The 22170-nt window shown below is 53.2% G+C and carries 22 protein-coding genes; 19 read left to right on the top strand and 3 right to left on the bottom strand.

Annotated elements, in window-relative coordinates; all coding sequences use genetic code 11:
* Positions 1 to 17 precede the first annotated feature (17 nt).
* From ribD to ytfJ, 8 genes are all read left to right on the top strand, one after another.
* On the top strand, positions 18 to 1094 hold the full coding sequence (gene ribD, locus XYCOK13_RS10945) for a bifunctional diaminohydroxyphosphoribosylaminopyrimidine deaminase/5-amino-6-(5-phosphoribosylamino)uracil reductase RibD (protein WP_373314382.1): 1077 nt from the start codon (positions 18 to 20) through the stop codon (positions 1092 to 1094).
* A 33-nt stretch (positions 1095 to 1127) separates the two neighbouring features.
* On the top strand, positions 1128 to 1790 hold the full coding sequence (ribE, locus tag XYCOK13_RS10940) for a riboflavin synthase (protein ID WP_213412188.1): 663 nt from the start codon (positions 1128 to 1130) through the stop codon (positions 1788 to 1790).
* Positions 1791 to 1817: 27 nt separating this feature from the next.
* Positions 1818 to 3035: a bifunctional 3,4-dihydroxy-2-butanone-4-phosphate synthase/GTP cyclohydrolase II gene (locus XYCOK13_RS10935; protein WP_213412229.1), complete on the top strand. Its 1218-nt coding sequence runs from the start codon at positions 1818 to 1820 to the stop codon at positions 3033 to 3035.
* A 106-nt stretch (positions 3036 to 3141) separates the two neighbouring features.
* Entirely contained in the window at positions 3142 to 3618 is a 477-nt protein-coding gene (ribH, locus tag XYCOK13_RS10930) for a 6,7-dimethyl-8-ribityllumazine synthase (RefSeq protein WP_213412187.1), read from the top strand.
* 55 nt (positions 3619 to 3673) lie between these two features.
* Positions 3674 to 4453, top strand: coding sequence for a segregation and condensation protein A (locus tag XYCOK13_RS10925; RefSeq protein ID WP_213412186.1), 780 nt, complete (start codon positions 3674 to 3676; stop codon positions 4451 to 4453).
* A complete protein-coding gene (gene scpB, locus XYCOK13_RS10920) occupies positions 4422 to 5075 on the top strand; it encodes an SMC-Scp complex subunit ScpB (RefSeq protein ID WP_213412185.1) in 654 nt (217 codons plus the stop codon). Before XYCOK13_RS10925 ends, scpB begins: the two co-directional genes overlap by 32 nt.
* A 73-nt stretch (positions 5076 to 5148) precedes the next feature.
* The gene (locus tag XYCOK13_RS10915) at positions 5149 to 5934 is read left to right on the top strand and encodes a DUF2953 domain-containing protein (protein WP_213412184.1); all 786 of its coding nucleotides are present in this window, start codon (positions 5149 to 5151) and stop codon (positions 5932 to 5934) included.
* Positions 5935 to 6040: 106 nt separating this feature from the next.
* The gene (ytfJ, locus tag XYCOK13_RS10910; RefSeq protein ID WP_213412183.1) at positions 6041 to 6538 is read left to right on the top strand and encodes a GerW family sporulation protein; all 498 of its coding nucleotides are present in this window, start codon (positions 6041 to 6043) and stop codon (positions 6536 to 6538) included.
* 89 nt (positions 6539 to 6627) lie between these two features.
* On the opposite strand, the gene XYCOK13_RS10905 is transcribed toward ytfJ, so the two are convergent.
* The 3 genes from XYCOK13_RS10905 to XYCOK13_RS10895 form a co-directional block, all read right to left on the bottom strand.
* Positions 6628 to 8016 (bottom strand): cellulase family glycosylhydrolase, encoded by a 1389-nt coding sequence (locus tag XYCOK13_RS10905; protein ID WP_308443020.1) that lies wholly within the window; start codon positions 8014 to 8016, stop codon positions 6628 to 6630.
* An 842-nt stretch (positions 8017 to 8858) separates the two neighbouring features.
* Complete coding sequence (locus XYCOK13_RS10900) at positions 8859 to 9695, bottom strand: sugar phosphate isomerase/epimerase family protein (RefSeq protein WP_213412182.1); 837 nt, start codon at positions 9693 to 9695, stop codon at positions 8859 to 8861.
* Between the two features lie 439 nt (positions 9696 to 10134).
* On the bottom strand, positions 10135 to 11205 hold the full coding sequence (locus tag XYCOK13_RS10895; protein WP_213412181.1) for a Gfo/Idh/MocA family protein: 1071 nt from the start codon (positions 11203 to 11205) through the stop codon (positions 10135 to 10137).
* A 113-nt stretch (positions 11206 to 11318) separates the two neighbouring features.
* On the opposite strand from XYCOK13_RS10895, the gene XYCOK13_RS10890 reads away from it, so the two are divergent.
* From XYCOK13_RS10890 to XYCOK13_RS10840, 11 genes are all read left to right on the top strand, one after another.
* Positions 11319 to 12194 carry a helix-turn-helix transcriptional regulator gene (locus XYCOK13_RS10890; RefSeq protein WP_213412180.1) on the top strand — a complete coding sequence of 292 codons (876 nt, stop codon included), beginning with the start codon at positions 11319 to 11321 and terminating at the stop codon, positions 12192 to 12194.
* 248 nt (positions 12195 to 12442) lie between these two features.
* Positions 12443 to 13618: a D-alanyl-D-alanine carboxypeptidase family protein gene (locus tag XYCOK13_RS10885; protein ID WP_244865114.1), complete on the top strand. Its 1176-nt coding sequence runs from the start codon at positions 12443 to 12445 to the stop codon at positions 13616 to 13618.
* 64 nt (positions 13619 to 13682) lie between these two features.
* Complete coding sequence (locus XYCOK13_RS10880) at positions 13683 to 14282, top strand: nucleoside recognition domain-containing protein (RefSeq protein WP_213412179.1); 600 nt, start codon at positions 13683 to 13685, stop codon at positions 14280 to 14282.
* A gap of 2 nt (positions 14283 to 14284) precedes the next feature.
* A complete protein-coding gene (locus XYCOK13_RS10875; protein WP_213412178.1) occupies positions 14285 to 14818 on the top strand; it encodes a spore maturation protein in 534 nt (177 codons plus the stop codon).
* Between the two features lie 91 nt (positions 14819 to 14909).
* Positions 14910 to 15254 carry a peptidoglycan recognition protein family protein gene (locus XYCOK13_RS10870; RefSeq protein WP_213412177.1) on the top strand — a complete coding sequence of 115 codons (345 nt, stop codon included), beginning with the start codon at positions 14910 to 14912 and terminating at the stop codon, positions 15252 to 15254.
* Positions 15255 to 15275: 21 nt separating this feature from the next.
* On the top strand, positions 15276 to 16028 hold the full coding sequence (locus tag XYCOK13_RS10865) for a pseudouridine synthase (RefSeq protein WP_213412176.1): 753 nt from the start codon (positions 15276 to 15278) through the stop codon (positions 16026 to 16028).
* A 65-nt stretch (positions 16029 to 16093) separates the two neighbouring features.
* Complete coding sequence (locus XYCOK13_RS10860; RefSeq protein WP_213412175.1) at positions 16094 to 16639, top strand: redoxin domain-containing protein; 546 nt, start codon at positions 16094 to 16096, stop codon at positions 16637 to 16639.
* Positions 16636 to 18303 (top strand): cytochrome c biogenesis protein ResB, encoded by a 1668-nt coding sequence (gene resB / locus XYCOK13_RS10855; protein WP_213412174.1) that lies wholly within the window; start codon positions 16636 to 16638, stop codon positions 18301 to 18303. The genes XYCOK13_RS10860 and resB overlap by 4 nt, the downstream gene beginning before the upstream one ends.
* Positions 18300 to 19544, top strand: coding sequence for a c-type cytochrome biogenesis protein CcsB (gene ccsB / locus XYCOK13_RS10850; protein WP_244865113.1), 1245 nt, complete (start codon positions 18300 to 18302; stop codon positions 19542 to 19544). The genes resB and ccsB overlap by 4 nt, the downstream gene beginning before the upstream one ends.
* A gap of 46 nt (positions 19545 to 19590) precedes the next feature.
* On the top strand, positions 19591 to 20307 hold the full coding sequence (locus XYCOK13_RS10845; RefSeq protein ID WP_213412173.1) for a response regulator transcription factor: 717 nt from the start codon (positions 19591 to 19593) through the stop codon (positions 20305 to 20307).
* A gap of 284 nt (positions 20308 to 20591) precedes the next feature.
* Positions 20592 to 22160 (top strand): vanadium-dependent haloperoxidase, encoded by a 1569-nt coding sequence (locus XYCOK13_RS10840; protein ID WP_213412172.1) that lies wholly within the window; start codon positions 20592 to 20594, stop codon positions 22158 to 22160.
* Positions 22161 to 22170: the final 10 nt, after the last annotated feature.

Below are 22170 nucleotides of genomic sequence, written 5' to 3'. Positions count from 1 at the left end.
TCGGGGACGACTATTACATGCGGTTGGCATTGCAAATGGCAGAGGCGGCTGTGGGCCAGACCGAGATTAATCCGAATGTTGGCTGCGTAGTGGTGAAAGAAGGGCGGATCGTTGGACTTGGCGCCCATCTCCAACGCGGCATGGCCCATGCGGAAGTGCATGCGCTGAACATGGCCGGGGAGCAGGCGCGTGACGCAACCGTGTACGTGACGCTTGAACCTTGCAGCCACCATGGGCGCACGCCGCCCTGCGCGGATCGCTTGATCCGGGAACGTGTCGCTCGCGTGGTCGTTGCTGCGACAGACCCGAATCCCCAGGTTGCAGGCAGAGGTATTGCCCGTCTGCGCGAGCATGGCATCGCCGTGACAACCGGGGTGCTGGAGCATGAAGCCCGCCGGCTGATCGAGCCTTTCGCCAAGTATATGTCGACCGGAAGGCCTTATGTGACCTTGAAGACGGCTTCCACCTTGGATGGCAAGATCGCCTCCGCGACCGGCGACAGCAAATGGATCACGGGCGAGTCAGCCCGCGCTTTCGTCCATACGTTGCGTCACCGCCATCATGCAATCATGGCCGGAATCGGGACGGTGCTGGAGGACGATCCGCAGCTGAATACGAGATTGCCTGTTCCGGGCTTGCATCCGGTTCGGATCATTGTGGACTCCCAACTGCGGCTCCCTCCATCATCGCGAGTTGTGCAAGACCGGTCCGCCAGGACCGTCGTGCTTGCGAGCGATCAAGCACCAGCTGAAAAGCAAGCTGAGCTGGAGCGGCTGGGCGTCGAGGTGCTGCGCTGCGGAGAAGGGCCGCGGGTAGACCTGGCGAAAGCAATGGATGCCCTCGGTCGGATGGAGATCGGCTCGATCTTGCTGGAAGGCGGGGGACGACTGAATGGCTCCATGCTGGAGCAGCAGCTGATTGACTATATCTATTTATTCTTCGCTCCAAAGCTGATTGGCGGGAACGGTCCGGGAAGCTTTGATTTTTCCGGCTTCGCCCGCATGCATGATGCGATCCGATTGGAGCAGCTGACTTGTACCGCTTTTGGCACGGACTTTTGTATTTCGGGGAAGCCGATCTACGGGAATCTATAAAATGAGGAACATATGCATAAGGAGGGAGCGCCCATGTTCACTGGAATCATTGAAGAGATAGGCCGCCTGGAAGCGGTAAGGCGCCAAGGCGAAACGCTTGTTGTCCATCTGGCTGCTTCCAAAGTGACAGGCGATGTGAAATTGGGAGACAGCATCGCAGTCAACGGCGTCTGCCTAACGGTTGTCTCGTTCTCGGAGCGCGCCTTTAGTGCAGATGTTATGCCGGAGACATATCGAAAGACGAACCTGCACGAGTTGAAAATTGGCGAGCCGGTCAATTTGGAGAGGGCTATGTCCGGAAAGGATCGCTTTGGCGGCCACCTGGTGCAAGGGCATGTGGATGGCGTCGGATTAATCTTGGAGCGTAGGCGTGAGCAGAATGCAGAGGTATATCGCATTAAGCCGGACAATCCCGACTTGTTCCGCACGATTATCCCTAAAGGCTCCATTGCCATTGACGGCATTAGCTTGACGGTGGTGGAGGCCGATGGCGAGACGCTGACAGTCTCGATCATTCCGCACACATTGGAGCAAACGGTGCTGCAATACAAGCAGCCGGGAGCGCGAGTCAATCTGGAAACCGATGTCATTGGGAAGTATGTGGCGCATTTGCTGCAGCTGGGGGCGCCCGCTTCAACAGGTGCGCCCAAGAGGGAATTGACCGAGTCGTTGCTGAGAGAACACGGGTTTGCGTGAGCAGCCTTGGATAAGGAGGAGAGCATGATGGGAGAAGAAATCAAGCTGGACAAGATCGAGGATGCGATTTATGACCTGATGCTGGGCAAGGTAATCATTGTTGTCGACGACGAGGACAGAGAAAATGAGGGCGACTTTATTGCCTTGGCAGAGAAAGCAACGCCGGAGGTTATCAATTTCATGATCCGGGAAGGCCGCGGATTGGTGTGCGCCCCGATTACGGAAGAGCGTGCAGCGGAGCTGGAACTGCCTCCGATGGTGAAGCAAAATACAGATTACCACGGGACGGCTTTTACCGTTTCGGTGGATCACGTTTCCACGACAACCGGCATATCGGCACACGAACGCTCCCAAACAATCAAAGCGCTCATACGTCCCGATACGCAACCCGTGGATTTCCGGAGACCCGGGCACATCTTCCCGCTAATCGCCAAGAAGGGCGGTGTGCTGCGGCGCGCCGGCCACACGGAGGCGGCCGTCGATCTCGCCCGCATGTGCGGCTCTTATCCGGCAGCTGTAATCTGCGAGGTCATTAAGGAAGACGGCTCCATGGCAAGGCTTCCGGATTTGAAGGAGCTTGCGGATAAGCACCAACTGAAGATGATTTCCATTCGCGATCTGATTGCATACCGCAATCGCACGGAAAAGCTTGTGAATCGCGAGGTCCAAGTAAAAATGCCGACTGATTTCGGCCAATTCGAAGCGATTGCGTATTCCAATCTCGTCGATGACAAGGAGCACGTGGCGTTGGTCAAAGGGAAAATTGACGGCAACCAGCCCGTTCTCGTTCGCGTGCACTCCGAATGCTTGACCGGCGATGTGTTCCACTCTCACCGTTGCGATTGCGGTCCGCAGCTCGCTGCCGCTCTGAAGCAGATCCACGAAGCCGGATCGGGCGTCCTGCTGTACATGCGCCAGGAGGGGCGCGGCATAGGTCTGCTAAACAAATTGAAGGCATATAAGCTGCAGGAGCAGGGATTGGACACAGTGGACGCGAATATTAAATTAGGGTTCGCGCCCGATCTTCGCGATTACGGCATTGGCGCGCAAATTTTGAAAGATTTGGGCATCCGCCAAATTCGGCTGTTGACGAACAATCCGAGGAAAATCCGCGGCTTGGAAGGCTATGGGCTGGAGGTCGTCGAGCGGGTGCCGATTCAAATGGAAGAAAATGAGGATAATACGCGCTATCTGCACACGAAGCAGGCGAAGCTTGGACATATGCTGACGTTTCAGGATTCCTGATAAATATGGATAAACCTTCATGCACGAGCAAGAGCCGCGTCAAATCCGTTAGCGGCCACGCGAGAATAAGAGAAAAACAATTAGACCAAAAGGAGAGCAACCACCTATGAATCCAAATCGAGTATACGAAGGACATTTAGTATCCGAAGGCAAGCGTTATGGCATTGTTGTTGGCCGGTTCAACGAATTTATTTCCGGAAAATTGCTGTCAGGCGCGTTAGACGCATTGAAGCGTCATGGCGCGAAGGACGAGGAAGTTGAGGTGGCCTGGGTTCCGGGCGCCTTCGAGATTCCGCTGATCGCCCAGAAGATGGCGGAATCCGGCAAATATGATGCGGTCATCGCGCTGGGCGCGGTTATTCGGGGATCTACTCCGCATTTCGACTACGTGTGCAACGAAGCTGCCAAAGGGATTGCGCAAGTCGGTCTGAAGAGCGGGGTGCCGACGATATTCGGTATTTTGACGACTGATACGATCGAGCAGGCGGTAGAGCGTGCCGGCACCAAAGCGGGCAACAAGGGCTGGGAAGCGGCAACGACCGCGATTGAGATGGCGAATCTTTGCCAATCGCTGCAAAGTTAACGAAATCGGCGGACAATCTGGTTTGCCCCCAATCTACAACTGAACCGGAGGCCATATGAGCGTCAAATACAAGCTGGAGATTTTCGAGGGACCGCTCGATCTGCTTCTCCATCTCATCGACAAAAATGAAATTGACATCCACGATATTCCGATTGCGCAGATCACTGAGCAATATATGGAGTATGTGCAAACCATGCAGCAGCTGGAGCTGGAGCTGGCAAGCGAGTTTCTTGTGATGGCCGCAACACTGCTTTCGATTAAGAGCAAGATGCTGCTGCCGAAGCCGCCGAAGATCGAAATCGATGGCTTCGAGGATGAAGAAGAGAACGATCCGCGAGAAGAGCTCGTCATGAAGCTCATTGAATACCGCAAGTACAAATCCATGGCCGAGCAGCTTCGGGATATGGAACTGGCACGCAGTCTTATTTATTCCCGGGAACCCCAGGATTTGACGCCATTTTTGCCGGAAACGGCAGATAATCCGCTGAAGGGCGTGCACTTGGCTGATTTGATGCTTGCCTTCCGCCGTACATTGAAGCGACTGAGCAGCCGCAACCGGGTTGCGCGCATCAGGCGAGACGAGATCTCCGTGAAAGACCGTATAACAGAAATTGTCCGCCTGCTGGAAGCTTCGCGAGAGTCCGTTCTGTTTTCCTCATTGTTTGCTGCGGACCGCAGTCGAGAAGAAATGGTTGTGACGTTTCTGGCGATATTGGAATTGATGAAGATGAAGCAGATCAGCTGCCAGCAATCCGGCTTGTTCGACGACATCGTGATTCAGTACAAGGGTGAGGGAGTAGGGAATGGAATATCCACAGATGAAATCGATTATTGAGGGTCTGCTGTTCGCTGCGGGGGACGAGGGTCTCGATGCCAAGCAAATTGCAGCGGTGCTGGAGCAGTCTGCGAACTTGGTGGAAGACTTGCTGCATGACTTGCAGAGCGATTACCGCCGCGAGCAGCGCGGCATTCAGATCATGGAGATTGCCGGCGTATTCCAAATGACGACATTGCCGGAGCATGCCGTATACTTTCAGAAGCTGGCCGCTTCCCCGACTCGCGCCTCCTTGTCGCAAGCAGCGCTGGAAGTGCTATCGATTATTGCTTACAGACAGCCGATTACCCGGGTAGATGTGGAAGAAATCCGCGGAGTCAAATCGGATCGCGCGATCCAAACGCTGGTCGCCAAAAATTTGATCAAGGAAGTGGCGCGTGCGGATGTGATCGGCCGTCCGATCCTGTACGGCACAACCAAGCTGTTTCTCGACTATTTCGGACTGAAAAGCTTGAACGAGCTTCCGAATGCAGAGGAGTTTGACAGCGATTCATTGCTGGAGGAAGAGACGAGGCTTCTGTTCGAAAAATTGGATGCGAAGCAAATGACGATCGACGATGTGGACGGCGATGAAGCACGCAGCCGGGCAGCGGCGGAATTGGACATTCAGGATAATCAATAAATCCGTTGTCGCCCATATGCCGTCAATTGTCTTCTTTGCATGAGTGAGAGCCCCAAGGGGCAACCTAATCCCGATGATCTTGCTGCGAACGCTGCGGCTGGATGCTCGGGTTTTTTTGTGCGTGGATGGGAAAGCGGACAGCGTCAAATCAGCAATATTACGAAATGGGGCAGATGACATGGTGTGGGCAGCCTATATCGTTGCGATCCTTCTTGTGAAAATCCTCATTTTCAACAGTAAGGTGAACATCTCGCTGCATGTGGAGAGACATGGCAATAATGATCGAACGCTGGTCATGGCATGGTTCTTGTTCGGTTTGATCCGATATACATATGATGTGCCAACGATCAAATTCAAAGGGTTGATGCAAGGTGCCGAAGTGAAGGTGAAGGAAGAACAAGATGTGGGCGCCTCGCAGCAAGCAACGGACAGTCAACAGCGGATAGATGCGAACACGGTGCTGCATTTCTTCGAAAGAGCCAAAAAACTCTTGGACCAGACAATATCTTTGACGGGGTGGGTAAGGCAGACGCTGACACATTTTCGTTGTACGGAGCTGAGATGGAAGACCTCGGTAGGTCTGGACGATGCTGCGGATACGGCCATTACGACAGGTTTGATTTGGGGTTTGAAAACGTCGATGCTCGGGATGCTGTTTCAGTTCGTCCGACTCGATACTCGTCCGCAGCTCGATGTGCTGCCAGCTTATCATCAACAGCAGTTTACAATCGATTTAACAGCCACAGTCCAAACGAAGGTATGGTGGCTTGTTGTTGCCACCATCAGGCTGCTTCGGCGCATGCGCAAGCTCGGGCTGAACAAGAAGACCGTGAGGCAAGTACTCGCTTCACGAGTCTAATGCATGGCCGGAGTTCTAGGCGGGCGGGGCATAAATTCGGTCGGGCAAGCGCAAAATAAGCGCGAGCGGCATTTGATGAGCATTCAATCCGAAGGAGGGGTTAAGCGTGAGTGAACATCCGATACAAGGCCTTATGCAGACGGCTATGGAAAATATCAAGGAAATGGTTGATGTCAACACCATTGTCGGCGATCCAGTGGAAACGCCGGACGGCAGCAGTGTCATACTGCCCATTTCGAAGGTTGGCTTCGGGTTTGCGGCGGGCGGAAGCGATTTTGTTATCGACAAAGAGAAGGACCATACGCATGGCAACGACGCCATGAATGCGCAAGTAGCGCTTCCATTCGGCGGCGGCAGCGGCGGCGGTGTATCCATTACGCCGATTGCGTTCCTTGTAGTAAGCACGGATGGGGTCAAGGTTGTGCCGTTGGACAACAACACCCACCTGCTCGAGCGCATCATCGATGCAACGCCGAACATGGTTGACAAAATTCAGATGATGATGAAGAACCGCGGCCAAAATCAAGGTCAACAGCTGCAAGGCAATCAGCAGATGAATCAGCAGCAACAAGGCGGTATGCAGCAAAACAACTACACGGTGTAAGCCGGCAAAAAGGCCTGCATTCTCAATATGAGAATGGCAGGCCTTCTCTTGCATGTTTTTTTTTTAGAACATAGCAGAGCGGCACTCGATTATTGGAAAATGCTGCTCTTCTGAGAAGTTTCCCTCAGTCCATTCGGACCATTCACGATGGTCTCGCCCCAAGCAGACAGGCTCGTGCCTGCCGGATTGTGAGCCAAATCCAAATATTCGACTCCTCCGCTGTTGCCGTACCACGACCAGGCAAGCCAGCCGACGCTGCGCTGCTGGGTGTAGCTGAGGATATAAGCTTCATCCACATCCCCGCTAGTATGCTGGAAGCCGAATTCTCCTATAATGACGGCCAGTCCCTGGTTCAGCACACCGTCGATATTGTTGCGAATCGTAACCGGATCGGAACCAGCGTACTCGTACATATGGATGGAGAACATCGTATTGCCGAGTGGATCGGCATGAAATACCTCTTGTCCATAGTTGTGGATCGAGGCAGGGTATTGCCCCCAACCCGCAGCGTCGACGATCAGCGTATGCTGCAGACCAGCGTCGCGCAGACGCGGAATCGCTTGCTTATAGCCTTTTGCCCATTCTGATCCGCTCCAGTTCCCATACCACTCATTGGCAATATTAATAATAACCGTGTCTTCTTTGCCGATCAGGGCGCTCTTGATATCGATCCAATAATCAACGGCTGCTTGAAGGTCGGATATGTTGTTGCTGCCTGTAGCGTCATGCACTTCCAGCACGGCGATCATTTCATGCTGTTCAAGCAGAGAAATAATGTTGCTCACTTCACTCGCACTGTCTCTCGTCCACTGGCGGCCGTTCGACAGGACCACACGCACGGTGTTGGCGCCAGTCGCTGCAATTGCCGGGATAGCGGTATTCAGATCATTTTTATACCATGTATGGGCATGGTTGATGCCGCGCATGACGAACGGGTTGCCGTTGGCATCGTACAGGGTCGTTCCGCTGATATAGAAGCCATTAGACGGTTCGCCGGGTTCAACTGGATCAGTCGGATCAGTCGGATCTGTTGGATTTTCCTGATAGAGTTCCCATACTCCCCATTGTCCGGTTGTGCCAGGCTCCTGATTTTGCGTCCACCATCTAGCTAACCAAAGCTGACCGTTATGTGAAACAATGTCTCCAGTATTGTAGATCGAATTAGGGTTCCATGCCGGGTAGGAAGCTGTGCCGTTGCCCGGATCGTTGCCGTTGTTGCCTGGATCAACGGGGTCGTTCTGAACTACACGCCAGGGTCCCCATTGATCCGCACCGGGCTCTTGATTTTGCGTCCACCACTGTGCCTGCCACAATTGGCCCTTGTGCGAAACAATTTCTCCGCCGGTGTAAATCGTGTTCGCATTCCAAGCCGGATAATCGGCAGCCTGCGCGCTTGGCGAAGCCGTTACAAATCCACCGCCGAGCACCACTGCCAAGCAAAGCAAAAGCAGAAAGCAGTTTCTCATCTGTCTTATCATTAATGAGCACCTCACTTATAACAAAGATATATTTTGAACATCTCGTCCCTTATGAGTACGTGCAACGGGCCTCCTTTCTGTGTGAAAATTAGGGATGAGATGCCAAAATCAGTTCCATGTAAGCCCTTACATAATAGTGAATGAAAATAAGTTGTGCGTACTGAATGACAATATCCGCCGGGAAAGTGATGAGAAGTCATGCTCCATGGAGTAGGCTTATGCTAGCCAGGCAGTCCAAATCCTCACGTGAATTAGGTTATAGTTAGATAGTATATATAACAAAACAATAACAAAAACTAACCAATTTGACAAGAGGATCGCTCGTAAATTTGTCGGACATAAGCAGTCTTCCTTTATCGTATGAACAGGGCTAGAACGTTCGCAAACGTTGACAAAATATGCTGAAATCCTTGTACATCTGCAAGCAGGGCAGGCTGCAGGACAACGGCAGATGCAAGAAGGTGTCGAAAGGGATCAGACTGTGCGATTTCCCGAGAAATAGCTTGGCATGGGAAATAGAGGTACACTATATGAAAGAAGGAGGAGCGGAACGTGAGGTCATCTGATGGGCAAAGGAACGGATTGAGATGGAGGGACAAAACAACTGGTTTAACGTTCAGGAAATTTTGGACTATTTTCTTGCTGTCGCTAGGTCTGCTTAGTGCACTCTCTTATGCAGTTTTTCTACTTGCCAAGGGATAGACATTTCGATGGGTAAAACCATAAATATTGTGGCCATCTGGCAAGGAGAGCTTCTTTGCAGACTGGGATTCGAGACATGAAAAAACGCCTGCAGCGAATCCTGCAGACGTATCCTCATGAACAATATGGATACCGCGGAACTATAATCCGGCTTGGGCAAAGACTTTATCGAAGCCGGACTTGGAGCGGGCCATCAGCTCTTCCATGGAAGCGGAAGGCGGTTCGGGAGTAAGCACCTCTTGGGCGACTACCCCTTTGTAGCCGATATCGGACAGGGCGCGCAAGAAACCGGCCAGGTCAATGACGCCTTCTCCTGTATACAGTCTGTCGTTGTCCAACACGTCTTCTACTGGTATGTCGGGCGCATCATTCATGTGGGCATGGACGATTTGCTCCGGTTTGAGCTGCAGGATATCGTTAATCGTCCCGCCTGTCGTGTACCAGTGGTATGCATCAAACAACAGTCCTAGATTAGGGGCATGAATGGCCCCGATCCAGTCGAGTGTTTCTTCCATCGTCCAGATGAACGGGTTTGCCCAGCGGGTCCGAAGATGATGCGGGCCGACGAATTCCAGGCCGAGCCGAATGCCGTAGGCATCCAGGATGTCCGCGCAGACACGAATTCGTCTCGTTGCCAACGCCATGAAATGGGCTGATCCCGAATCTGTGGATGGCAAAATATACGTGCAGCAGCTTGCACAGCCTAATGCTGAAGCCGCTTCAGCCGCTTCGATAAGCGCAGGCAATCCGGCGCGAAATGCCGCTTCATCTGCTCTCCACTCTACAGGCAGGCCTATTGCGCCGATCACTATGTTGTTTTCTTCAAGCAAGGCCTTGGCCTGCTCCAATCCATTCCGCGCGATCAAGCCGGCCGCGTCTACATCTACCGCCTGAAAGCCGGATTGGGCCGCAAGCCTGATCCATTGCTCTTCGCTTTCCAAATTTCCGAAGCCGGCGCGTGTCAATCCTCGCAACATCGCAACCATTCCTTTCTGAATGAATGTCGTTTCATCCCGTCCCTGATTTCGAATCCATATTGGTAGTAAGCTGATTTGCGATTTGAGCCGGGAAGGTCGCTCGATTTATGCCAAGCCATAGGAAATGACCTGGCGCTTCAATCGATTCCTCCCATACTAAATAGCGGAAGATTCTGTTCTTATTTAATGCCATCAATGATTCACGTTGATATGTAGCGGAACAAGATGGTCCTATTCGCGTCATTCCCTATGCGTGAATAGGTGATTGCCGCCAATAAGACCAAAATTTCCATTTATTATACGACTTTCGCCGTGTAAGTGTTGCATAACGGAAGTATGTTCCTTTATAGTGAGCAGCTGTCGAAGCTGAAGCGCCCATGTTACGGCTCAACGGTTGTGAGTGCCCGAACTGAACCAATGTACCCGGCAACTTCAGAGCTTAAAAATCCCAGTTCAGCTGCACCTCGCGGCCGGTTTGGGACGACTCGTAAATGGCGTTCAGCACGAGGCTGTTCGTGAACCCGGTCATGCCAGAGGTGATCGGCTCCTTGCCTTCGCGAATGCACTCCAGGAAGTGGCGGCTCAAGCGGATGCGCGCGCCTTCGTCATTTTCCGGAGTGACCAGCTCGGTCTCCAGCGGGCGATCGAACTTCTCGGTCAGCAGCTTGCCATGGGGACCGCGATAGCTGGCGCCGCCCTCGGTGCCCATCAGATGGATGAACGGCGTGTTGTCAGTGTCCATATGGACCGCCCAGCTGACTTCCAGGGACAAGGTGCTGCCGTTGTCCATTTTGATCAAGGCCGTAGCGAAATCCTCTACGTCATAAATCCCGTTCCAATCCGGCTTGCCCCAGTCGCCGATGCCCCGCTTCTTCGGTCCGAATTCCGCATAAGTCGCGCCAAAGACAGATACCGGCTTCGGATTGCCCATTAAATACAGCGCGAGGTCAAGCATATGGACGCCGATATCGATAAGCGGCCCGCCGCCGGATTGATCCATGCGCGTGAACCAAGTGCCCCAGCCTGGAATGCCCTTGCGGCGGAACCAACCGGTCTTGGCCGAGTATATGCTGCCCAGCTCGCCGCGGTCCATCTGCTGCTTGATCTGCATCGGCACCGCTTCCCAGCGCATTTGATGTGCAAGCATCAAGGTGCGGTCTGTGCGCTGCTTGGCTCGCATAATGTCGCGTGCCGCTTCCGCATTGATCGCCATTGGCTTCTCCAGCAATACATGCTTGCCTGCCTCCAGAGCCTGAATGGTTAGGGGGGCATGGTATTGATTCGGCACGGCGACAATCACCGCATCCACTTGGTCGCTGGCAATCAGCGCTTCCGGCGTAGGAGCGACCCACGGAATGCCATACTGCTCTTTTCTGGATTCGGCAAGCGGCAAGAATGCATCAGTAATAGCAGTAATCTCGCATTCCTCTTGCAGCTGCCGAAATTGCTGAATATGCACATTGGCGATATTTCCCGCGCCAATAATGCCGATACGGATTTTTTGGCTCATCGTAAAATCTCCTCCATACAACAGATATATGTCTCATGGTATTATAGGACTAAAGAAAAATCATCTCAAGATTGAGGAAGTTTGTCCCATTATTTCGGACGGAGGCATCAGCTTTGACTTATTTGCCGAAATACATCAAGGAATACCCGAATATGTACGCCGAGCTTCCGCTGCATATTAGTTTGAACAGGCTCATACAAGGATATCCTGCCCATCGCCATGATTTTCTGGAATTTTCCTATGTGGTCGATGGCCATGGAAGCGAAACGATCAACGGCATCAGCCATCCGATGGAGCCGGGAGTCTTTACATTCGTGCTTCCTTATCAGATTCACGAAATTTATACGGAGCCCGGGAAGACGCTGACCTTATATAATTGCATGTTCAGCATGGATTTGCTCGTGGAGCATGGCAATGCGCTGGCAGGCGGTTTATATGAATTGCTGCACAATCGCGATCATTTGCCGGGATACCATTATTTTGAAGACGATGAGCATGTTCGCATGCTCGACATTATTCAGGATATCTATCAAGAATACCAGGGCGATGGAAGCTGGCGGAAAGAGCTGGTCAAGGCGAAGCTGGGCGAGCTGCTCATCCGGTTTGACCGGGCTCGACATGCTGCGGCGGCAAGCGTGATGCAGAAAGAAGCGTTCCAACCGGGACGAAGCAATATCTGGCCGATCATTCATTATATTCACCAGCATGCGCAGGAGCCCTTGACCTTAACGGGGGTGGCCGAGCGCTTCGGCATCAGCCCTTCCCATCTGAGCGAAACGCTGAAAAAAACGACCGGCCAATCGTTCGTGCCGTTGGTGCATGATATACGCATCCGGCATGCGTGCAGCCTGCTGTCTTCCACGGAAATGAGTGTGGCTGAGGTGGCCTATGAAGTCGGATACGGCTCCTATAAAACCTTCCATCGGATATTCGCCGAACGCAAAGGCATGGTCCCTACGCAATACCGCAAGCTGAACACGAAATTATGAAACGTTCCTCCCATTCGTCTGCATAATGAATCCTGTCTTGAGGCAGGATTTTTTTGTTGTGCCGCGAGCCATCGGGCAATCGGATGATGGCGGACATGGCTTGCGCCGGCGGGCCAAGTTCCTTCGGACATCTTCTCATATCCGGGATGGACCGGCATATACATGTACAAAACCGAACGGAAGTGTTGGATCAAAATTCAGAAGCGAAGGAGCCGGGAAATGTGAACAAGCGGAAGGGTGTACGATCAATGAAAGCATTAGTCAAGCAAATAGGGATGACCGGTATGGCCGTTTTGATGCTCTTGACGCACGTGGCGGGGGCTGCGCCGGCTGTGCATGCGGATCATCCCAGGATTGGCACACATGCGCAAGCTGCGGCCTTAATCGATGTGGAATCCGGTCGGATTCTGTATTCGCACAATGGTGACAAGCCGATGTTGATCGCCAGCTTGACGAAGGTGATGACAGCTATCGTTGCGATTGAACATGGCAACCTGGAGGACGAGGTGACAGTTGGGAGGAACGCTGTTGGCAAGGAGGGCTCCTCCATCTACTTGAAGCTGGGCGAGAAGATGAGCCTGGAGAATTTGCTTTACGGCCTCATGCTGCGTTCCGGCAACGATGCGGCGACTGCCATTGCGGAACATGTAGGCGGCTCCATTGAAGGGTTTGCTTTTCTCATGAATCAGAAGGCGGAAGAAATCGGTATGACGAACAGCCATTTTGTCAATCCGCATGGCCTGGATGCCAAGGACCACTACGCCAGCGCGAACGATATGGCGAAGCTGACTGCTTACGCGCTGCGCAACAAGTCATTCCGGCAGATCGTCAGCACGAAGGTGAAGAAAGCGCCCAACCCGCATGAAGATTGGGATTATGTCTGGCACAACAAGAACAAGATGTTGCGCTTCTACGATGGCGCCGACGGGGTGAAGACGGGATACACGAAGGCGGCTGGACGCTGTCTCATCTCTTCTGCGACACAAGGCGGCCGCCAGCTCGCCGTTGTTACCTTGAATGACGGAAACGACTGGCTGGATCATCGCCATGTACTGGACTGGGGCTTTCAGTATTTTCCCCACCGTACTCTGATCAAAAGAGGCAGCGCCATTCAAGGAACGGGACTGCGTGCAGCAGCAGACTTCTCCTATCCGCTCGTTGAGGAGGAACGGTCGGAGCTTTCCTCTTCCGTAGAGACCCTGGATGAGAAGAGTCTGGACTATCGCCTGGGCAAGCGCGGCGAACTCGTCATCAAGCTGCGCGGGGAAGTCATAGGCAGAGTGCCGCTGCTCGCTGCGGACGACCCCGTCTGGCAGGAGGAGAAACAGGTTGCGGCCAGTGCGGGAATGAGCAGCGGAGCCGGCTCATACCAACAGACTTTGACTGCATTAGTGCGTGCGCTGTTCACGGGGGAGACGCGTTAAACGGTGGATGGCCCTTGCAAGTGTAGAGACATACAGGTTTTATTCGGGAAGGAGGAGGGGCGCTTTGGTCAACTTGATCTGGTTGTTCTTCATCGTATTCGGATTTGTGGTGGCGGTCTTCACCGGCAGAGTGGAGGCCGTAACCGAAGCAGCTTTTGAAGGGGCCAAGACCGGGGTGACCGTTTGCTTCGGATTAATCAGCATCTTGGTATTCTGGCTGGGGATGATGCGCATAGCCGAGGACGGGGGCTTGCTGAACAAACTGGCGGTGCTGTTGAGGCCGGCTGTACGATTTTTGTTCCCGGATGTGCCCAAGGATCACCCCGCTCTTGGCTACATTCTGTCGAACATGAGCGCCAATATACTGGGACTTGGCAATGCCGCCACGCCGATGGGCATCAAGGCCATGAAGGAGCTGCAAAAGCTGAATCCCGATCCGACGACGGCCACACCGGCCATGTGCACGCTGCTGGCTATCAATACCGCCAGCATCACCATTATTCCGACCACGATCATCGCCATTCGCATGAACTTTGAATCGGCCAATCCGGCTGAAATTGTAGGCACTACCCTTATGGCCACTGCCATCTCCACAACGGCTGCCATTCTGGTGGACAGATGGTTCCGACACAGGACCTTTTCCCGGCCCAAAAGGGAGGGATAATCATGTATGAGGCAATTAACACCATATCGGTCTGGGCAATCCCGGCAATCATCGTGTTTATTCCCTTATATGCGTATTTCAAAAAAGTTCCGGTTTACGAATCTTTCGTGGACGGCGCCAAGGATGGCTTCAATACGGCCATCAGCATTATTCCCCATTTAGTCGGCATGATGGTGGCGATCAGCGTGTTTCGGGCGTCGGGAGCGATGGAACTGCTGGTCAATCTTATTCGTCCGCTGGTGGAGGCAGTAGGGATTCCAGGCGAGGTGCTGCCGCTAGGCATTTTGCGTCCTATCACCGGGGCGGGCTCATTGGCCTTTACTACCGATCTGATTCAAACGCACGGACCCGACTCCATGATAGGGCGCATCGCCTCAACGGTGCAGGGCAGCACCGATACGACTTTGTATGTGTTGACGGTCTACTTCGGAGCCGTTGGCATCCGCAATTCCCGTTATGCGTTGAAGGTCGGATTGATCTCGGATGTTGTCGGCTTTTTGGCAGCGGTATTTATTTGCCTGATCGTGTTCGGTTAATGCGCTTTGCGCAGAATAGCCGGCGGCGCACACCTGCTGATTCAGCTTCATATAGTAAATCAATCTCCACTTGATTTGCGAGGTGAAGTGCTTGCAGCCAATCGGTGTGGTCATGCATCATGCAGCATGCCCTTCCATAAACGGGAAGGGCTATGATTTTTTTATTCGAAAAGATGGAACAGTGATTGCAGCGGAAGAGCCGCAGGACACAGATTATGTGCATATTTGCTTGGAAGGCGATTTCTCCCGGCGTCTGGGCGGCATGTCGGAAGGGCAATTGGAAGAGCAGTGCTTTGTTGTGCAAAAGCTGCTTATTCGCCTGTTTGGAAAGTACGGATTGTCCACCCTGATGTTCCACGGTCACAATACAGATTGCCCGGGACCATACTTTCCATGGAGCAAGCTTGTGATTTCCCCAGCGAATCGGTATCATTAGGGGAAGAGGTGAGACAAACGCATGGAACGTCTGCAAAAAGTATTGGCGCAAGCCGGTGTGGCATCGCGCCGCAAGTGCGAGGATTTGATTCGCGCCGGCCGGGTAGAGGTGAACGGCGAAGTGATCGATACGCTGGGAGCCAAGGTAGATCCGGCAACGGATGAAATAAGTGTGAATGGGCGTCCGATACGTCTGGAGGAGAAGGTCTACTTGCTCCTGCACAAGCCGAAAGGCGTAATCGCCAGCGTAACGGATCCGAAAGGCCGCAAGGTAGTCACAGACTACCTGCGCGGCATCAAGCAGCGTGTATATCCGGTAGGGCGGCTCGATTATGATACCGAGGGTCTGCTGCTGCTGACCAATGACGGCGATTTCTCGCAGAGATTGACTCACCCGCGGCATGAAATCCCCAAGACCTACCATGCCATGGTGAAAGGCGTGCCTCACGGCAGCCTGCTGGACAAGCTGGCGCAGGGGATCGAGCTGGAGGATGGGATGACGGCTCCGGCTCAGGTCGATTACGTGGACATCGATCCGGACGGCAAGCATTCGCTGATCGAAATTACGATTCATGAAGGCCGCAACCGTCAAGTCCGCCGCATGTTTGAAGCGATCCATTTCCCGGTAGTGAAGCTGAGGAGGGTGCGCTTCGGCTTCCTGACACTGGAGGGAGTCCCGCGCAACAAGTATCGCCACTTGACGAAGCAAGAGGTGAAGGAACTGCTCGATATGGCCGGCAGACCCGGCGGCCAAAAGCTAGACACAGACACATAACTTTCACAAATCGGGAGGCGGCTTCTGCCGCTTTTTTCGCTATAATTACTGTTAGGTGATGAAGAATGATTCGCAAACAAAAATGGTTACAAGTGCTGATCTTGGGCGGGATCGTAATCGCTGGCTTTCTGGCGATTGGCGGCAGCTTATTCAGTCAAGAGGAGAAACCGCCGGAGAAGGGCGACGCCATGGTCGACTTTACGCTGGACGGTCTGGACGGACAGGCTTATTCCCTGTCTTCCTACAAGGGACAGCCGATCGTCCTGAACTTCTGGGGCACCTTCTGCGAGCCTTGTGTTCGGGAGATGCCATTGCTTGAGCATTTCCATCAAGAACATGTGGACGAAGGCCTGAAAGTGATCGGCGTCAATCTGAATGAAACGCAGGTTTCGGTGCGGAGCTTCGTGCGGGAAACAGGCGTATCCTTTCACATTTTGCTTGACAAAGATGTGGTGAGGAAGCGGTATGGCGTTCTGTATTTTCCAACTACGTTCTTCATTGATCGGGAAGGGATCATTCAGGAGATCGTCATAGGCGAGATGACCGAACCCATCCTGTTGTCGGCATTGAATAAAATCGGCGTGAAAGGACAGCCGGGAGGCCCATCATGATAGAAAACACAAAGTGCGAGTGCGGACACCAGAATCCGGTCGGAACCGTGCTGTGCGAGTCATGCGGCAAGCCGCAGCAGGATGAGAACGGCACGGAACTGCTGGAGATGCGCTATGACGGCGTTGCCCGCCGTTCGCAGAAACAGCAGAAGAACTGGATCGATCAAATCTGGAGCTTTTTGTCCTCCGTAAAGGTTGCGGTATGGCTTATCCTGATCACACTGATCGGAGCCTCGCTCGGAACCATTTACCCGCAGCAGAACGTCTTTGTAGGCAACATTGATTTGGCGCAATATTACGAGACGCAATATGGAACGCCAGGTAAGATCTATTATATGCTGGGTTTGCATGATACGTATGGATCGTTCTGGTTTCAAGGACTGCTCGTGCTGATCGGGGCTTCTCTGGTCGTATGCAGTCTGGATCGTGTGCTGCCGCTCTACCGGGCATTGAAGAAGCAGAAGATCCGCAAGCATTTATCCTTTATCCAAAGGCAGAAGGTGAGTCATCAGACCAGACTGGAGCTTGCTCAGGGCGAGACGGAGGAAGAATGGACCGAGAAGTTCGAACAGCTTCTTCGCAAGCGGCATTATCGCGTGCACCGCGAAGGATCGGCATTGCTTGCCGAAAAGTACCGCTTCAGCAGATGGGGGCCCTATATCAACCATATAGGCTTGATTATATTTTTGCTCGCTGTCCTGCTTCGCAGTATGACGGCCTGGGAAGTTGATTATGTGCCGGTAAGGGAAGGAAAGATCGCGCAAATTCCCGGAACGAAATATTATTTGGAAAATAAAGATTTTCGAGTGGAGTATTATGATTACGATGAGCTGACACCCGATTTTCAGAGGCGAAATCTGACGATTGAGAAGTCTTTCGAAACAGATGCAGTTCTCTATGAATGCGTGGATAATTGCGACAATCCGAGCGTAGAGCCCACGCTGGAAAAATTGAAGGAACAGACGATCTACGTCAACGGCCCCTTGACATACCAAGGCCTGTCGGTATTTGAGGTGCATTTCGAGGAGACGCCGCAGCTGCTGCACGTCCGGTCCCAGCTCCGCATGAAGGATACTGGCGAGACGATCGGCACGCTTGACCTGGATATCCAGAATCCGCAGGATGTGTACACCGTCGGCGATTACACTTTGCGGGTGATCGGCTATTACCCGGATGTCTCGTTCAAGGATGGCAGACTGGTGACCTTGTCCAAGGATCCGAATGCGCCGGCCTTTGTCTTCTTGATTGAGGGGCCCGGGCTGGCGGAAGACGGCCATGTCCATGTATACATGGTGCGCCCGGTAGACCAGGTGCAGTACCAGCAGGAGCAATTGAACGAAGCGGCAGGCAGCCCCTTTGCAATCGGCGTTGCTTCCATGGAAGACTTGGTCATCTCAGAGTACACGACTTACTTCAATGTGAAGCAGGAGCGCACGATGCCTTTCATTTGGACGGGAGCAACCATTTCCATGATTGGCCTGATTCTCGGTTTCTACTGGCATCATCGCCGGATCTGGATGCGCATCGATAACGGCGTGCTGACGATCGGCGCCCATACGAATAAGAACTGGTTTGGCATCCGTCAAGAGCTGACCGCAGCTCTGAACAAGGCTGGCGTTGAAGTGGATGCCAAGACATTGGCGAATGAGGTGAACGGCTCTTGAATTTAGTAAATATCAGTATGTTTGCATTGGGACTAGCCCTCTTTCTCTATATGATTGGCTCCATCACATACGGTGTAACGGTGATGGGCAAGCGCTATAGCAAGCACGATGCCAATACGCATGAACGGAAATGGGGACGCAGGTCGATCATTATCACATTGGCGGCATTTGGCTTGCATGCAGTATACTTTATCCTCCGCTGGATCAGCGCAGGTCATATCCCGAACAGCAACATGTTTGAATATTTGGTGCTGCTGGCAGGGCTGATTACGATTGCATTTTTGATCTTGTTTGCCATCTATCGCACGCCGGTACTAGGCATGTTCGCTCTGCCGGTTACGGTTGTCATCCTGATATACGCTTCCGTATATCCGTGGCAAACCTCTCCGCTGATTCCTCAGCTGCAAAGCAATCTGCTCATTATCCATGTGACAACGGCAGCGCTCGGGGAAGCGTTCTTCGCGATTGGCTTTGCTGCCGGATTTATTCATCTGGTCCGTACAGTGAACTATGCGGGGACAGGCAAAACCGAACGGCGTGAACAACGGGGATTGGAACTTGTCTTCTGGGTGATCCTTGTATTTATCGGCTTTGTTCTCATGCATTTCCTCTTCAAAGGGTTGGGCTACCAAGCGGAGTTCAACTACCCGACGGAGGAGAGGGGCGAGGTCATAACGAAAAATGTAACGTACTCCATGCCGCCAATTGTCGGACCGCACCAGTATGAGAAAGTATCGATGGACACTTTCCTGGGAACATCCGAGCCATGGGTCGAAGCACCTGGCTGGCTGAAGGGCATCAACTCGGCAAGCAAGCTGAACACCATCATCTGGTCGCTGTTGTCGGGGACGGCGCTCTATTGGCTGGTTCGACTCATTCTCCGGAGGAAGATCGGAGCTGCTGTACAGCCGGCTACGAAGGATTTGGATCCGGAGCTGCTGGACGAAATCAGCTACCGCTCCATCGCCATAGGCTTTCCGATCTTCACGCTGGGCGCATTGATTTTCGCGATGATTTGGGCGCAAATCGCCTGGTCGCGCTTCTGGGGATGGGATCCGAAGGAAGTGTGGGCGTTGATCACCTGGCTGTTCTACAGCTATTATCTGCATATTCGTCTGTCCAAGGGATGGATAGGCAAGCCATCTTCCTGGCTGGCTGTCGTAGGCTTCATTATTGTAATGTTCACCTTGATCGGCGTTAACCTGCTTATCGCCGGTTTGCACGCCTACGCAGGCGTCTAGATAATTACGTGAAGCCCGTGTGGGCGGAGAAAGGAGTGTTCGCGCAATGAGCGATCCGGTTACTACGATTTTGGTCGTCGATGATGAGGAGCGCATTCGCCGTTTGCTCAGAATGTATTTGGAGAAGGAAGGATACATGATTGAGGAGGCCGAGGATGGCGAGACTGCGCTGCGGAAAGCGCTGGACCACAATTACGACCTGATTTTGCTGGATGTCATGCTGCCAGGCATCGACGGTGTAGAGGTGTGCGAACGCGTGCGCCAAGAGAAGGCGACGCCGATCATTATGCTGACAGCCAAAGGGGAAGAATCCAACCGTGTGCAAGGCTTCGAGGTAGGGGCTGATGACTACGTCGTGAAGCCATTCAGCCCGCGGGAAGTGATTTACCGGGTCAAGGCAATCCTGCGCCGCTCCTCCTCCACTGCTTATTTGGCGACAGATCCGGGGACGAGCAACAATATCGTATTCCCGCATTTGGTCATTGAGCATGATGCACACCGGGTTACGGCGGGCGGACAGGAAATTAGTCTGACCCCGAAGGAATATGAGCTGCTGCATTATTTGGCAGGCTCGCCGGACAAAGTGTTCTCCCGTGAAGATCTGCTGAAAGATGTATGGAATTATGAATTTTTTGGCGATCTGCGTACTGTGGACACACACGTCAAACGGCTGCGCGAGAAGCTGAACAAGGTTTCGCCGGAAGCGGCTGCCATGATCACGACAGTATGGGGAGTAGGCTACAAGCTGGAAGTGCCGAAATAAAGCATAGAGCGGCTAGCCAGGAAAAATCGCGAACAGCTAACGGCGGCCAACATTCGGCTAGGTCGAAGCGGTCGTTAGCCGGATTGATGAACATGTAATAGACTATGATACGCTCATGGAAGATGCCAGCAAACCCTGACTCGGGGTGCGGCATCTTTTTTTGTGCTTGAAAGGGGCAGGCCGGACGAACGTCCGTTAAAAGCTGAGCATGCCATGCGTCTTCAATCGTACAATGATTCCCGTAGAGCAGCGTTACATTATATACGGGAAGGATTGATCTATCGATGGAAACGAACAAAGCGGGAGCAAGGGAAGCCGAAAGCGCCGCGTATTCTTTTACCTTATCATCTGCCGACACGCGCCGGGAACGGGCCTATCAAGCTCGTGTAGAGGCGGCCGCTTTTCAGCGCAAGCAGCCGTATCCGAAGCAGGGCTACAATGGGGATGAGCAGAAATATCCGGAGAAAATCGGGAGTTTCTCCAAAGTCTTGCCGCATAACGAGCTTGGAGTGGTCGATGCCAGTGCCTACCAAACCTTCAAGCATGCCATTTCAACCGGAAGACCGGAGGATTACGAAGCAATTCCGCTAGGCGGCAAAGCGAAGCTCGTGAATCCGCAAGCCGGATTGGGCTATGATCTGGTCGGAGCAGATTGTCACCACTTTGCGCTTCCTGCTCCGCCTGCCTTTGACAGCGCGCAGATGGCCGGCGAATTGGTGGAGCTTTATTGGCGAGCGCTGACCCGAGATATCCCATTTGCCGAGTACGAGACGAATGCGCTGGTAGCGGCTGCTGCGAAGGAGCTCTCGGCCTTGACTGATTATCGGGGACCGAGGTCGCCGCAAGGAAGCGTAACGCCGAAAGAGCTGTTTCGCGGAGGATTAGCCGGCGAAACGACAGGGCCGTTCCTCTCCCAGTTTATATATGGGGATTTCCCGTATGGCGGGGCGTTGACCGTCCAGCAGAAATATAGGGTTGCAGCCTCGGGTTCCGACCATCTGACCCAATATGATGAATGGTTGGCCATTCAGAACGGAAGTCAGCCGCAATCTCCGCAGAAATTGGACGCGACTCCAAGGTATCTGCGGACGGGCCGAGACTTGGCAAGCTTGGTGCACACTGATTTTTCCTATCAAATCTTCCTGACTGCCGCCCTCATTTTGTTAAGATTGCCGCAAGAAGCGATAGACCGCTCCAACCCATACGTGCATTCTTCCACACAAGCCGGTTTTGCAACATTTGGCGGCCCGCATATTCTGGAACTTGTTGCCGCTGCCTCCAAGTCAGGGCTCGCTGCTGCCTGGTACCAAAAGTTTCAGGTTCATCGCCGAGTAAGGCCGGAAGCTTATGCCGGATATCTGCACCTGCACAAGACAGGCAGGAAGGCATATCCATTCCACAACGACCTCTTGCAGTCCCGCGCTGCGACAGAAGTGTCCAAGAAGTTCGGCACATACCTGCTTCCCATGGCGTACCCGGAAGGCTGTCCGGCGCATCCGTCTTATCCGGGAGGCCATTCGAGCATTGCCGGCGCTTGTACGACTGTGCTCAAGGCATTCTTCCATGAATCGTATGAGCTGCCTCGCCCCGTTCAGCCCAGCAAGGACGGCTTGTCGCTTGAGCCTTATACCGGTCCTGCCTTGACAATCGGCGGAGAATTGAACAAGCTTGCGGCGAATGTTGCCTATGGCCGGGATACGGCAGGCGTACACTGGCGAAGTGACGAAGAGGAAGGCTTGAAGTTGGGCGAAGCGGCAGCTATACGTCTGCTGCAGGATTACAGCAGCCAATTCCATGAAGCGTTCAGCGGATTTACCTTCACCAAATTCGACGGAACCACCGTCACCATTTAGAGGTGCGTCA

Source organism: Xylanibacillus composti (genome assembly GCF_018403685.1).
GTDB classification, from domain to species: domain Bacteria; phylum Bacillota; class Bacilli; order Paenibacillales; family K13; genus Xylanibacillus; species Xylanibacillus composti.
This window is presented reverse-complemented; position numbering and strand designations above follow the sequence as displayed.

Bases quoted from the DNA above. Each gene is read 5' to 3' on its own strand.
- XYCOK13_RS10860 (WP_213412175.1), top strand. From the start codon at position 16,094: ATGATTCGCAAACAAAAATGGTTACAAGTGCTGATCTTGGGCGGGATC.
- resB (WP_213412174.1), top strand. From the start codon at position 16,636: ATGATAGAAAACACAAAGTGCGAGTGCGGACACCAGAATCCGGTCGGA.
- XYCOK13_RS10845 (WP_213412173.1), top strand. From the start codon at position 19,591: ATGAGCGATCCGGTTACTACGATTTTGGTCGTCGATGATGAGGAGCGC.
- XYCOK13_RS10900 (WP_213412182.1), bottom strand. From the start codon at position 9,695: ATGTTGCGAGGATTGACACGCGCCGGCTTCGGAAATTTGGAAAGCGAA.
- XYCOK13_RS10885 (WP_244865114.1), top strand. From the start codon at position 12,443: ATGAAAGCATTAGTCAAGCAAATAGGGATGACCGGTATGGCCGTTTTG.
- scpB (WP_213412185.1), top strand. From the start codon at position 4,422: ATGGAATATCCACAGATGAAATCGATTATTGAGGGTCTGCTGTTCGCT.
- XYCOK13_RS10935 (WP_213412229.1), top strand. From the start codon at position 1,818: ATGGGAGAAGAAATCAAGCTGGACAAGATCGAGGATGCGATTTATGAC.
- XYCOK13_RS10915 (WP_213412184.1), top strand. From the start codon at position 5,149: ATGATCTTGCTGCGAACGCTGCGGCTGGATGCTCGGGTTTTTTTGTGC.
- XYCOK13_RS10905 (WP_308443020.1), bottom strand. From the start codon at position 8,016: ATGATAAGACAGATGAGAAACTGCTTTCTGCTTTTGCTTTGCTTGGCA.
- XYCOK13_RS10895 (WP_213412181.1), bottom strand. From the start codon at position 11,205: ATGAGCCAAAAAATCCGTATCGGCATTATTGGCGCGGGAAATATCGCC.
- XYCOK13_RS10865 (WP_213412176.1), top strand. From the start codon at position 15,276: ATGGAACGTCTGCAAAAAGTATTGGCGCAAGCCGGTGTGGCATCGCGC.
- XYCOK13_RS10875 (WP_213412178.1), top strand. From the start codon at position 14,285: ATGTATGAGGCAATTAACACCATATCGGTCTGGGCAATCCCGGCAATC.
- ribD (WP_373314382.1), top strand. From the start codon at position 18: ATGCGGTTGGCATTGCAAATGGCAGAGGCGGCTGTGGGCCAGACCGAG.
- ribH (WP_213412187.1), top strand. From the start codon at position 3,142: ATGAATCCAAATCGAGTATACGAAGGACATTTAGTATCCGAAGGCAAG.
- ribE (WP_213412188.1), top strand. From the start codon at position 1,128: ATGTTCACTGGAATCATTGAAGAGATAGGCCGCCTGGAAGCGGTAAGG.
- XYCOK13_RS10925 (WP_213412186.1), top strand. From the start codon at position 3,674: ATGAGCGTCAAATACAAGCTGGAGATTTTCGAGGGACCGCTCGATCTG.
- XYCOK13_RS10840 (WP_213412172.1), top strand. From the start codon at position 20,592: ATGGAAACGAACAAAGCGGGAGCAAGGGAAGCCGAAAGCGCCGCGTAT.